The sequence below is a fragment of the Pontibacter anaerobius genome (assembly GCF_026241195.1).
In the GTDB taxonomy this organism is placed as follows: Bacteria; Bacteroidota; Bacteroidia; order Cytophagales; family Hymenobacteraceae; genus Pontibacter; species Pontibacter anaerobius.
The window spans coordinates 420,562-433,502 of sequence record NZ_JAPFQO010000001.1 but is presented as its reverse complement, the minus strand read 5'-3'; the positions used below and the strand labels follow the sequence as shown (position 1 = coordinate 433,502).

At 51.3% G+C, this 12,941-nt stretch carries 11 protein-coding genes; 10 read left to right on the top strand and 1 reads right to left on the bottom strand.

All coding sequences use genetic code 11. The features are described 5' to 3' along the window. The first annotated feature begins 66 nt into the window (after positions 1-66). The 5 genes from OO017_RS02055 to scpA all read left to right on the top strand — a co-directional run bounded on the left by OO017_RS02055 (position 67) and on the right by scpA (position 6,170). Positions 67-864, top strand: coding sequence for a hypothetical protein (locus tag OO017_RS02055; protein WP_266050768.1), 798 nt, complete (start codon positions 67-69; stop codon positions 862-864). A 99-nt stretch (positions 865-963) separates the two neighbouring features. Continuing rightward, positions 964-1,344: a YkvA family protein gene (locus OO017_RS02050; protein ID WP_266050767.1), complete on the top strand. Its 381-nt coding sequence runs from the start codon at positions 964-966 to the stop codon at positions 1,342-1,344. 87 nt (positions 1,345-1,431) lie between these two features. Then, on the top strand, positions 1,432-3,270 hold the full coding sequence (locus OO017_RS02045; protein ID WP_266050766.1) for a methylmalonyl-CoA mutase family protein: 1,839 nt from the start codon (positions 1,432-1,434) through the stop codon (positions 3,268-3,270). Positions 3,271-3,421: 151 nt separating this feature from the next. Next, the gene (locus OO017_RS02040; protein ID WP_266050765.1) at positions 3,422-3,862 is read left to right on the top strand and encodes a YybH family protein; all 441 of its coding nucleotides are present in this window, start codon (positions 3,422-3,424) and stop codon (positions 3,860-3,862) included. Between the two features lie 163 nt (positions 3,863-4,025). Continuing rightward, entirely contained in the window at positions 4,026-6,170 is a 2,145-nt protein-coding gene (gene scpA / locus OO017_RS02035; RefSeq protein ID WP_266050764.1) for a methylmalonyl-CoA mutase, read from the top strand. Positions 6,171-6,385: 215 nt separating this feature from the next. On the opposite strand, the gene OO017_RS02030 is transcribed toward scpA, so the two are convergent. Further along, complete coding sequence (locus tag OO017_RS02030) at positions 6,386-6,928, bottom strand: REP-associated tyrosine transposase (RefSeq protein ID WP_266050763.1); 543 nt, start codon at positions 6,926-6,928, stop codon at positions 6,386-6,388. Between the two features lie 94 nt (positions 6,929-7,022). On the opposite strand from OO017_RS02030, the gene OO017_RS02025 reads away from it, so the two are divergent. The 5 genes from OO017_RS02025 to meaB all read left to right on the top strand — a co-directional run bounded on the left by OO017_RS02025 (position 7,023) and on the right by meaB (position 12,616). After that, positions 7,023-7,568, top strand: a complete 546-nt coding sequence (locus OO017_RS02025) for a metal-dependent hydrolase (protein ID WP_266050762.1) — start codon at positions 7,023-7,025, stop codon at positions 7,566-7,568. An 11-nt stretch (positions 7,569-7,579) separates the two neighbouring features. Next, complete coding sequence (locus OO017_RS02020; RefSeq protein ID WP_266050761.1) at positions 7,580-7,975, top strand: hypothetical protein; 396 nt, start codon at positions 7,580-7,582, stop codon at positions 7,973-7,975. 68 nt (positions 7,976-8,043) lie between these two features. Continuing rightward, entirely contained in the window at positions 8,044-9,663 is a 1,620-nt protein-coding gene (gene treF, locus OO017_RS02015) for an alpha,alpha-trehalase TreF (protein WP_266050760.1), read from the top strand. Between the two features lie 690 nt (positions 9,664-10,353). Continuing rightward, on the top strand, positions 10,354-11,475 hold the full coding sequence (locus tag OO017_RS02010; protein WP_266050759.1) for a WD40 repeat domain-containing protein: 1,122 nt from the start codon (positions 10,354-10,356) through the stop codon (positions 11,473-11,475). Between the two features lie 160 nt (positions 11,476-11,635). Then, complete coding sequence (gene meaB, locus OO017_RS02005; RefSeq protein WP_266050758.1) at positions 11,636-12,616, top strand: methylmalonyl Co-A mutase-associated GTPase MeaB; 981 nt, start codon at positions 11,636-11,638, stop codon at positions 12,614-12,616. Positions 12,617-12,941 lie beyond the last annotated feature (325 nt).

Genomic DNA, 12,941 nt, shown 5'->3' with positions numbered 1-12,941 from the left:
TTTGCGCTTAAAGTATATTTGTTATAACTTTTATTTTATTTTATCATTAACCCCAAAACTACTGCTATGATTAAAACAAGTATTAAGTTCTTCGCTCCTGCTTTGGTATACTGTATGCTTTCCGGTAATGCGGATGCACAGTCAGTACTTTCAGGCAAGGGTACTTCAATGCCCACTTACATCGGAGGACTTGCCACAAACGTAGGATCTGGTTTCGGCCAACACCGAACCGTAAGACCAGATGCCTTGGATGCTGTTGCCCCTACAACCATTGGCAATGTGTACCTGACGGATGATTGGACATCAGGCCAGCTCTTTATTACATTGAACCGCTTATTAGAAACTCAAAGCTTCAAATATGATATAGAGAACAACCAGTTTCTGATCAATTCCGAAAAAGTGGCTAACCCAACTCCAGACCAAATGCGGGTAATCAACAGCGCTGTGGTAGATGCTTTTAAGGTAAAAGATCCGCTTATGGGAGAAAGGCTCTTTGTAAATGCTGTGAATGCTGGCCTAACCATAGAAGGTAAACCAGCCATTGGTTTCGTAGAAGTGCTGGTGAGCGACGAAGATATGAGCCTTTTCAGAAAGATAGATACCGAAATTATTCGCGCCAGTTATAATGTGGCCTTGAACGCCGGCAGCAAAGTCGACCGAATTGTGAAGAAAGAGTCGTTTTACATTAAAAAGGCAAATCAGTTGACTCTGGTTGAGGTAACTAAGAAGAAGAAGGAAACGCTAGCCCATTTCGAGGATAAGCAGGAAGCCATGCGATCATTTCTCAAAGAGAATAAGACGAACTTCACCAAGGCGCCTGACCTGGTGCAATTGGTAAACTACTATAACTCGATAGTTCAGTAACAAGCAGCAGGGGCAGCCATAACGGCTGCCCCTGCTGCTTTTGCAAGTATACCTTCCCCCCCTCTCTACTTAAAGCCCTTTTCTCCCGTACAACCTACCATGCTTCGGAAATGGAAAGATTTTGTACAGCAACTGAAAGAGGACATTTACACCCTATACCTTGCCTCTAAGGACCCACGTATGCCTTTTGCCGCCAAGGTGATGGTGCTGATAACCGTGGCGTACGCCTTTAGTCCTATCGACCTTATTCCGGACTTTATCCCGCTGATAGGATACCTCGACGACCTGCTGCTATTACCACTTGGCATCTGGCTCTCCATCAAGCTGATCCCGCCTCCTCTGCTGCACTACCACCGCCAGAAAGCCAGAGAGCAGATGCACGAGCGGCAGCCGAATTATGTAATGGCAGGCGCTATTATTATAGTCTGGTTGCTGATCGGGTACTGGGTATATCAGGCGTATCAGGAACGGCTGGATTAAAGTATAGCGATTAAGAGATATAGCCTTGGAACAGCCTTACATCGTAAAGTATAAAAGTCTATCTTTACACGAAATTAGAACAAAAGCATGATAACTGACGAGCAGCAAAACCAACAGCGCCTGTTTGCCGAGTTCACCCCGGGCACAGCAGCTGATTGGGAGCAGAAAGCACGCAAAGACCTACGCGACACGCCTCTGGAAAGCCTGACCTGGCTCACCTACGAGGGCATTGACATAAAACCATACTATACAAAGGAAGACATAGCCGACCTGCCATTTACCAGCCAGAAACCCGGTGATTTCCCGTTTCTGCGGGGCGATAAAGCCGGAGATAACGGCTGGCAGAATGTGCAGCAGATAGAAGTGCACGGCAACGGCAGGCACGCCATCGATAAGGCCGCCGGTGCTTTGCAAAGAGGCGCGGACGGCATTTACTTTATAATACACCAGCCGGAGCTTTTTGATACGGCATACCTCGTCAGCAGGATTGACTTGGGCGAGCATACTGTCAGCTATGAGGTGAAGGAGCAGCCGGATTGCTTCCTGATCAGGCTGTACGATGAGTTGGAGGCACGGCAGGTATCGCATCGCAACCTGAAGGGCTTCATCAACTTCGATCCGCTGTCTGTAAAGAGCAAAATAAACCATGAGGAAAGTAGGGCGATCATTAAGTCGCTGGAGCTGACAAAAGACAGCCCGGAGCTCTACGGCGTTACCGTTAACGGCACCAGCTTCAGTGGCATCGGGGCATCTATCGCGCAAGAGATAGCCTATACTTTAAGCGCCGCCGTGGCCTATATCGATAAGCTGACAACGGCCGGTGAGCCCCTGGAGTCGGTGCTGCGCAACACGCAGTTCGTAATGGCCGCTGGCACCAACTACTTCTTCGAGATTGCCAAGCTGCGCGTCCTGCGCCTGCTGTGGTCCGCCGTGGTAGAGGCCTATAAGGCAGAGCCTGCGCTGGCCGCCAAGCTCCGCATCCATAGCGTTACCTCCAGCTGGTACCAAACCACCCTGGACCCGTACGTGAACATGCTGCGCACCACCACCGAGGCCATGTCCGCCGTAATTGCCGGCTGCGATTCCCTCACCGTTTCCCCTTTCGATAGCACGTTTAAAGAATCAGACGAGTTTTCGGAGCGTATCGCCCGTAACGTGTCCATCATATTGAAGGAAGAGGCTTACCTGGACAAAGCGATTGACCCGGCCGCCGGATCTTACTACCTGGAGTCGTTGACAAACGCTTTAGCACAGAAAGCCTGGGAACTGTTTAAGCAGGTGGAAAGTATGGGTGGCTTTGAGGATGCCTATCAACAGGGGTTTATACTTGGCTCTATCATGGAGGTAAGCCGCCGCAAGTTCCGCAATATTGCAACCGGCCGCGATGTGATGGTAGGCACTAATAAATACCCGAACCCGAAAGAGAAAATCAGTTTTAACCCGGAGGAGCTGATACAAAGTGCCGAGTTTGATACCACCCGCGCCGCTTACCCTACAGAGGTGATGCGTATGGCCACCGAACTGCACCTGCGAAAGCTGAACCGTCGTCCGAAAGCAATTATAGCCATGATCGGTCAGTCAGAGCAGCGGCAAGTAAACGCCTCTTTTGCACAGGAGTTCTTCAGCTGCGCCGGCTTCGAGACGGAAGTACAGCAGTACAGCACCGCCGCGGACGCCTCCGACAGGCTGTTTCATGCCGCTGCCGATGTGGTGGCCGTTTCTACCTCCGAGGCTGCCTACGCCCGCGAGTTCGACCCGAAGCTGCGCCACCACGACGGCAAGCCGCTCATTCTGTTGGCTGACGACCCGAAGCACCTGAAAGACGAGATGATTACACATGGCTATGATGAGTTCCTGTTCGAAGACTGCGATGTATCCAACATCATGCGCCTGGTGCACCAGAAGCTACACGGAACGAACAACTGAATTGTGAATAAGTGAACGATTGGATACTGCGTTACCTGTCTTCTCGACATGCCTTGCCAGCGTAGCTGTGAGAGATTTTTCGCTGTGCTCGAAATGACATAATATTTGTTTTATTCACTCATCCACTCAATCTCACATTCAGAATTAACCGATGAAATCACGATATATTATTCTCCTAACCATGGCTATCGCAACTGTACTCTCATCCTTCACCATGCCCAAAGGCGATGCCGTACAAGAAGTGAGGCAGGCGCTGGAGGGCCAGGTTTCTGCGTGGAACAGCGGAAACCTGGAAACAGCCATGGCATACTACTGGAACTCTCCTGAGATGCTCTGGATTAGCAAGAATGGTACCGAGAAGGGCTACCAGCAAGTGTACGAGATGTTTCTGCAGGATTTCCAGGACCGCAGCAAAATGGGTGTTTATACTTATGAGCCGCTCCACATCGAGCAGATTTCCAAAGAGGCCGTATACTTTGTTTTCCATTGGAAGATTGAGCTTGATGGCAAGCGCCTGATGGGCGGCGTATCGTCGCAGGTATGGAAGAAGCTTGAGGGCCGCTGGGTCGTTACTTCTGAGCACGCGAGCTAGATAAATGCTGAATTAGTGAATGAGTGGTTGAGTGAATTATTTTAAGTTAAACTTCACCAGCAACTCATTTTAATCTATAAGAATAATGATTTTGATGAGCGAATGAATTGATCGGATAACCTATTCACTCATTCACTCAATCACTCATTCAAAATTAAAAAGAATGAAACCTGACTTTTCTAAAATAGACATACAAAAGGTAGCCGGGGCAACGCATGGGCCGAAAGACCCGATGCAGTCAAAGCCCTGGAAAACCCCGGAGCAGATCGAGGTAAAAACATACTATACTGCCGAGGATGCCAGCCACTTTGAACACCTGGATTTTGCTGCCGGTTTACCGCCATACTTACGCGGACCGTACAGCACCATGTATGTGCAAAAGCCGTGGACTATCCGTCAGTATGCCGGTTTCTCTACTGCCGAGGAAAGCAATGCCTTTTATCGTCGTAACCTGGCCGGAGGACAAAAAGGACTTTCGGTAGCATTTGACCTGGCCACGCACCGCGGCTACGACTCCGACCATCCGCGTGTGGTGGGTGATGTGGGCAAAGCCGGTGTAGCCATCGATTCGGTGGAGGACATGAAAATCCTCTTCGACCAGATTCCGCTGGACCAGATGTCGGTTTCTATGACGATGAACGGGGCCGTACTTCCAATCATGGCGTTTTACATTGTGGCAGCCGAAGAGCAGGGCGTGAAGCCGGAGCAACTTTCAGGTACCATACAGAACGACATCCTAAAGGAGTTCATGGTGCGCAACACCTACATCTACCCACCGGAGCCAAGTATGAAAATCATCGCCGACATCTTTGAGTATACTTCTAAGAAGATGCCGCGCTTCAACTCCATCTCTATTTCAGGTTACCACATGCAGGAGGCCGGAGCTACCGCCGACATTGAGCTGGCCTATACTTTAGCAGATGGATTAGAGTATGTGCGGACCGGCTTAAAAGCTGGGATGGATATTGATGATTTCGCGCCGCGCCTGTCCTTCTTCTGGGCCATCGGCATGAACCACTTTATGGAGATTGCCAAGATGCGCGCGGCACGTATGTTGTGGGCCAAATTGATCAAACAGTTCAACCCGAAGAACCCGAAATCGCTGGCTTTAAGAACACATTGCCAGACGTCCGGCTGGAGCTTAACCGAGCAGGACCCGTTTAACAACGTGACCCGCACCTGCGTGGAGGCTTTAGCTGCTGCATTGGGTGGCACACAGAGCTTGCATACCAATGCACTTGATGAGGCCATTGCCCTACCAACAGACTTCTCGGCTCGTATTGCCCGCAACACACAGATCTACCTGCAGCAGGAAACGCACATTACCAATGTGGTAGACCCTTGGGGTGGATCATACTACGTAGAAGCACTTACGCACGAAATCGCACACAAAGCATGGGCGCTGATGCAGGAAGTAGAAGAACTCGGTGGCATGGCCAAAGCCATCGAGACTGGTCTACCAAAGATGCGCATCGAAGAGGCCGCTGCTCGCAAGCAGGCCCGCATAGATTCCGGCAAGGACATTATTGTTGGCATGAATAAGTATAAACCAGAGCAGGAACAGGAAATCGAGATCCTGGACATCGACAACACCGCTGTTCGTGAATCGCAGCTGCGCCGTCTGGCAAATATAAAAGAGAGCCGTGATGAGGGTGCAGTAGCCAATGCACTACAGGCACTAACGGATGCAGCAGAATCCGGAACAGGCAACTTACTGGACCTGGCGGTAGAAGCAGCACGCAGAAGAGCCACTTTAGGAGAGATTTCCGATGCTTTGGAGAAAGTATACGGCAGACATAAAGCAGTCATCAGAGCCATATCAGGAGTGTATTCCGCAGAACTAACCGACGACGAAAACTTCGAACGCGCCAAGGCTTTAGCCGATCAGTTTGAAGAACTGGAAGGCCGCAGGCCAAGAATTATGGTTGCTAAAATGGGCCAGGACGGCCACGACCGCGGCTCCAAAGTAATCGCCACCTCCTTCGCCGACCTCGGCTTCGACGTAGACATCGGACCATTGTTCCAGACACCAGCCGAGGTAGCCATGCAAGCCGCCGAAAACGATGTGCACGTGGTGGGCGTAAGCAGTTTGGCAGCCGGTCATAAAACGCTGGTACCGCAACTCATCGAGGAGCTCCGCAAACTAGGCCGTGAGGATATTATGGTAATTGTAGGTGGCGTTATCCCGGCACAGGACTACGACTTCCTTTTCAAAGCAGGCGCTGAAGGTGTATTTGGCCCGGGCACGATTATCTCGGTGGCCGCACAGAATATTTTGGAGAAGCTGATAAAGCGAGTGGAAGCGTAAGCTATTTCTAATAAAATTTATGCCGCAGTTGATCTAGTTCAGCTGCGGCTTTTTATTCTCTGGTGTCTTTACTCTATGGCGCCGGTATCCAACCGGTGACGCAAAGTGTGTAGCAAGTCTCCAGACTCGCTTTTATACTTGTACAAGTGAGTCTGGAGACTCAACCCCACCCTCGGCACCGGATAGATTCCGGCGCCAGGTTTTGTTTTTAGAATTTACTCTATCAAGATTACCTCCAACCTCCCCTTCTCCTCGGCATAATCCCTTGCACTGCTGTAATACCACTGCTCAGGTTCCTCTACGAAACCGGCTTTCACGGAATTCTGGTGTAGATACTCTAGCCGCTGCTCCAGCATTTGATTGGTGCTGAGCTCAATCTGGTGCCCTGCCAATTGCCAAAACTGATAATCGCCATGGCTGCTGCTTTTTGCTGCTGCACTTTTGAACATCCACAACAGCCAATACTTCCGACTCTCCTTTGGATTTGCTTTGATCGCTTCCACCAAGTGACGCGACGTATACTTTTTCAAATCTCTTAACACATCAGGCAGTCTGGGGGCGGAGCAGATCAGGTGCACGTGGTTGGTCATGATGCACCAGCCATAAAGGTTTAATCCCTTTTTTTGCTGACAGAAATGAATGCTCTCACAAACCAGTTCACAGTAATCGCGGCGTGTAAATGCATCCGCCCACTCAACCACAGTTAGAGTAATAAAGAAAATACTATCAGGATTTGAAAGTTTATACTTCGTACTCATCACTCAGAAGACGAAATGCTGCCCCTAAAGTTTTTAGACCATACATCTTCTCCAGCTTTCTTCTTATCTTCACTTAATAAACCAACACACACCCATGGCCTCAGCTTTCGCCCATGCCCTCGCGGCAATAGCCCTCGGCAAAACGTACCCCAACAAGTATACTTCCGCTAAATTCTGGATATTGGGCATTCTCTGCACCATCCTTCCCGATGCCGATGTGGTCATGTTCAAGTTTGGCGTGCCCTACGAGCACATGTTCGGGCACAGGGGATTCTCGCACTCACTGGTTTTTGCGTTGCTGTTGGGGATAGCTGTAACGGCTGTTTTCTACAGAGGCACAAAACTTACCAGCAAGCCAGGGCTTCTGCTTATACTTTTCTTCTCGCTTTGCACCGCTTCCCATATTCTGCTGGATGCCTTAACAAACGGTGGCTTGGGAGTAGCAGTGTTTGCGCCGTTTGACGATACACGCTACTTTCTGCCCTGGCGCCCGATACAGGTTTCGCCTATTGGAGTGAGAAACTTCTTCAGCCAGTGGGGCTGGCGGGTGATCAAAAGTGAGTTGGTGTGGGTGGGATTACCTGCCTTGTTGTATGTTGCCACCGCTATACTTCTCAAAAACAAAAACGAACAGGCATAGTTTACTATATCATGAAACTAAAGCACATCCTCATCGCCCTATCTATAGCCCTCATTGGCTGGTTCATTTACGACACCCTTTCTATTCCCAGTGTAGATGATCTGGAGGGTGATTTTAAGGAAGTGGCTATGTACCGCAACGAGAACAATACCGGCCCAGTCGTTAGAATTTACGCCGTTACGGTGGAGGACACGCTCTGGCAGCAGATGCAGGCTTACGGTGATTACATGCCGCACACCAAATATGGCAATACCAAAATATATTACTTCCTGAATAACAAGCCTTTTCCTACAGAAGTATACCCTGGAGAAAGCAACTTTGAAGCACGATTTCAAGAATTTGCTGTAGCCAGGTATGAAAAGGATGCGATGGGACAGGTTTCGTTTGTGCGTTACCCATACGAATAGTATACTTGTCGCCTTGCTCGCAAATTGCGTATGAGTATCTAATCACTCACAAAATAAAAGAGCAAGACATGAGGTATACTTTTAGCACACTAACTTTTTTTCTTCTGTTACTACTACCGTTTACCTTCGTTATACAGCCGCTGCGGGCACAGGAGTTGTACAGGCCGGAGCAGGACCTTGGCGAGCTGTTTGAGCAGGTACAGCTGCATCATGTATTCCCGGATTCTAAAACTTTTCCGGATGCAGTGCCACTTGCCCCTCCCAGGCAAATCTTAGAGGCTTATCAGCAACAGAAAAACCAGCAGGGCTTTAATTTAGAGGCTTTTGTGAAGGAGTATTTCCAGATGCCCCCGCAGCCAGCCTCCGGCTTCACCACCGACACCAGCTTGTCGGTAACACAGCACATTGAGCGCCTCTGGCCCATTCTTACCCGTGAGCCCGGCGCCGATGGTGGCTCCCTTATTCCGCTACCGAAGAAGTATATTGTGCCCGGTGGCCGTTTCCGCGAGATCTATTACTGGGATAGCTTCTTCACCATGCTCGGCCTGCAGGCCAGCGGCGAAACGGAGCTTATTCAAAGTATGGTCGATAACTTCACGCACCTAATCAACACCACCGGCCACATACCCAACGGAAACCGCACCTACTACCTGAGCCGCTCCCAGCCACCGTTCTACGCGCTTATGCTGCGGGTGCTGGCGCAGCAAAAAGGCCGTGAGGTACTTAAAACCTACGCCCCCGCCTTGCGCAAGGAGTATGACTTCTGGATGGATGGTGCCGAACAACTTTCAGCCGTTAATACTTCGCATCGCCGTGTGGTGCGCATGCCCGACGGCAGCATCCTGAACCGCTACTGGGACGACCAGCCAGAGCCGCGTCCCGAGTCTTACCGCGAGGATGTGGAACTGGCACAAGAATCAGGACGTAACCCGGAGGAAGTATACCGCAACATCCGGGCAGCCGCTGAGTCGGGTTGGGATTTCAGCAGCCGCTGGTTTGCCGATGCCCAAAACCTCGGCACTATTCATACCACCGAGATCATCCCTGTAGACCTGAACGCACTGCTCTACCACGTGGAGCTGACGCTGCAGGAGATGGCCGTGCTGAACGGGAACAAGGCCGAAGCCAGGGCATTTGAGCGACGCGCCAAAGCACGCCGCGACGCGCTGCTCAAGTATAACTGGAGCGATGAGGCCGATTTCTTCTATGACTACGATTTCGTGAAAGGCACCACCACCAACATCCCATCACTGGCTGCTGTGTTTCCGCTATACTTCTGCATGGCCAAAAAGAAACAGGCAGATGCCGTGGCGCAAAAACTGGAGGCGGATTTTCTGCAGCCAGGCGGTTTGGTTACCACCCTGCACCGCACCGGCCAGCAGTGGGACGCGCCGAACGGCTGGGCACCGCTGCAGTGGATGAGCATTCAGGCACTCCGCAACTATAAGCACAATGCCCTGGCCGACACCGTGGCGCAACGCTGGACGGAACTGAACGAAGTGGTGTTCCATAACACTGGCAAGCTGATGGAGAAGTATAACGTGGCAGACATAAGCCTGCAAGCCGGCGGCGGCGAGTACCCGAACCAAGATGGCTTCGGCTGGACCAATGGCGTGCTGCTCAAACTTTTCTCGCTTCACCCGCAACTGCTGGAAATGGAGCTACAGGAGTTCGAGTTGCAGAAGTAAGCCACAGGTAGAAGTTGATTTCATAGCATTAAAGGAAAAAAGAGGCGCCAAGTATCAGCGCTTCTTTTTTTATATGATTTAGTTCTGTAGCAGCCAATTCTAAAGTATAAATGCATAGCTGCCGGTCTAGCATGGACAGGTCGCTACTTGTCCCTGGGAATGTGTAAACCCACCCCTGCCCCTCCCGAGAAGGGAATTTTACCTCACCCCGGCCCTCTCCTAAGAACAGGAGAGGGAGTTCAACAGACGATTATCATCCCCCTCCCCCCTTCAAAGGGGGACTTGGCTGGTGCTCCTTCAGCGGTGGCTATCGAACTGATCCCAGTCTTTCCGTTGAGTGCCTTGTGAGATCCGGTGCCCGTGAGGGCATTGCGACGCAGGAGCAAAGGAAAAGCTCCCAGCGCGATGCCCGAAGACGAGCCCTCCCGGGCTTGAGGGAGCCAAGATGAGAGGTGAAACAAGCCGTTTGTAAGGCTGAGGATGAGCAGCCGCTAGCAAGGATAGCTTGTATCCAACCATAAATCAGTAGCTACTAAGTATAGTTAAAGTATAAACTGAAGATCAGCATCAGCTACCAGGTATAGCCAAAGTATAAAAGTAAATCAGCAAGTACACCAAACACTAAAAACCTCTCCCCTATACTTGGCACTACGTTTGCAAACAAATCGTTTACGTAACAAACATGAACCTATGATCAGACTAAGACACATAGCCGCCGCGGCCATACTTACCTTTAGCAGCTTTGCCGCACAGGCGCAGGGCGAGCGAAACAACTGGTACTTTGGCAAAGGTGCCGGCATCATTTTCTCAGGTGATTCCGCCACGGCCACCAATAGCAGACTGTTTACTGAGGAGGGCAGCGCCACGATCTCCGACGCTCAAGGTAACCTGCTGTTCTACACCAACGGCATAACCGTCTGGAACAAGGAGCACCGCGTAATGCCGAACGGTAATGGCCTGATGGGTGGTAAATCCTCTACGCAGTCGGCGCTTATACTTCCGAAGCCCGGCAGCACAAACATCTATTATATTTTCACAACGGATATACAGGCCCAGACAGACGGCCTCCGCTACAGCGTGGTAGACATGGCAAAGCAGGAGGGCAAAGGCGACATCATCGCTCGGAACAACTTCCTAATAGCTCCGGCCACTGAAAAGCTAACTGCCGTGCGCCACAGCAACAACCGCGACTGGTGGGTAATTGCGCACCGCTGGAACAGCAACGGTTACATGGCTTTCCTGGTAACTGAGGAGGGGGTAGAGACGAGGCCTGTTATGAGTATGGTGGGCACCGTGCATGGTGGCCCCAACCGCAAGGCGATCGGCTACCTGAATGCCTCACCTGATGGCACCAAACTAGCATCCGCCCTTTGGGATGCTGCCAGCAATTTCGAGATACTGGATTTTGACCGCCGCACCGGCAAGGTCTCCAACCCTATACTTCTGAAAGGATTTGAGGAGGCTTACGGTGTGGTGTTCTCACCGGATGGTAGCAAGCTTTACGGTACAGCCAACGGCGTGGGCGGCGGCAAGGCGCAAGTCGTGCAGTTCGACCTGAAGGCCGGTAGTCCGGAGGCCATCGCAAAGTCCGCTGTGGTAGTTGGCACTTCCCAAAGCCGCCGCGTCGGGGCGCTGCAACTCGCTCCGGATGGCAAGGTCTACGTTGCCCGACAGGACAATTACTACCTGGGCGTCATCCATAATCCGAACGCAAAAGGTGAAGCCGCCAGGTATGTGGATGATGGCTTCCACCTGGGCAAGCAAAAAAGCGATCTGGGCCTGCCAAACTTCGCGCAGGGTATCGGCAAGTAAATTATAAAATACAAGTATGAATTAAGGCCGGCCTCCTTTTTCAGAGGCTGGCCTTAATTTTTATACTTTCAGGGATGTTTAAACTTAAGATGGCGCGGCAACCTATAAATCTTATTTTTGTAAAAGAGTATGACTTGCTAACACCAAACCCCTACCCCCTTTGGCCAAACGATTTAGCCCCGAAAAGTATGTAGAAGGCATTTTAGCCGGCGACCGCGTAATGCTGAGTCGTGCCATCACGCTGGTAGAAAGTCGGCTAACCTCAGATCAGGAGCTGGCCCAGGAGGTGGTGAACCGAGTACTGCCCCATGCAGGCAACTCGGTGCGCATAGGTATAACCGGTGTGCCGGGCGTGGGCAAAAGCACTTTTATTGAAGCCTTCGGCAACTATCTGATTAAAGAGCAGGGCAAAAAGCTGGCTGTACTGGCCATAGACCCTACCAGCCAGCGCTCCGGCGGCAGCATCCTCGGCGACAAAACCCGCATGGATTCCCTCTCCATCAACCCGCAGGCTTTTATCCGCCCCTCGCCGGCAGGTAAGTCGTTGGGCGGTGTAAGCCGCAGCACCCGCGAGAGCATTATACTTTGCGAGGCCGCTGGCTTCGACGCTATTTTCGTGGAAACCGTGGGCGTGGGCCAGTCCGAGACGGCCGTGCATGCCATGGTGGACTTTTTCCTGTTACTGATGCTGGCCGGTGCCGGCGATGAGCTACAGGGCATCAAGCGGGGCATTATGGAAATGGCTGACGCCATTGTGATAACCAAAGCCGACGGCGAGAATATTGGCAAGGCCAAAGCTGCCCGTGCAGAGTACCAGAGTGCATTGCATTTGTACCCATTGGGAGCTTCTAACTGGTCACCTAAAGTCAGCACCTGCTCCGCCCTCCAACATTCCGGCCTCGACACCATCTGGCAAACCATAGCCGACTACCTGGAGCTCACCCAGGCCAATGGTTTCTTTAAGAAAAAGCGACACGACCAGAACCTGCAGTGGATGTACGAAGCCATCCGGCAGGGGCTGGAAGATAATTTTTACGCACATGAGCAGGTAAAGCAGCAAATGCCGGTAATTGCAGCAGAGGTGAAGGAAGGTAAGAAATCAGCCTTTGCGGCAGCGACGGAGTTGTTGAAATTAGTCTGAAGTAATTGCTTCTCCCCCTAGCTTTTAGAAGTACTTACTTCACTAGGCCCGAGCAAGAAATGAAGTACCTGGTCCAACCACCCCTAGCCCCTCAGAGCTGCGCTCGCTACCTTCGAACTCACGTTCTCGGTAGTCCAAGGAGGGGAGCCTGTAATTAGTGATGTTGAAGTGTAAGTTTCATGGTTGGGGATGAATGTCATCAGCAAAAGTGTTAACCCACCCCTAGCCCCTCCCAGGAGGGGAATTTCACCTCTCCCCAGCCCTCTCCTTTTCTCGAGGGCCCCTACCCCCAAAACAGGAGAGGGAGTCCGGTTCAAGTGGTATA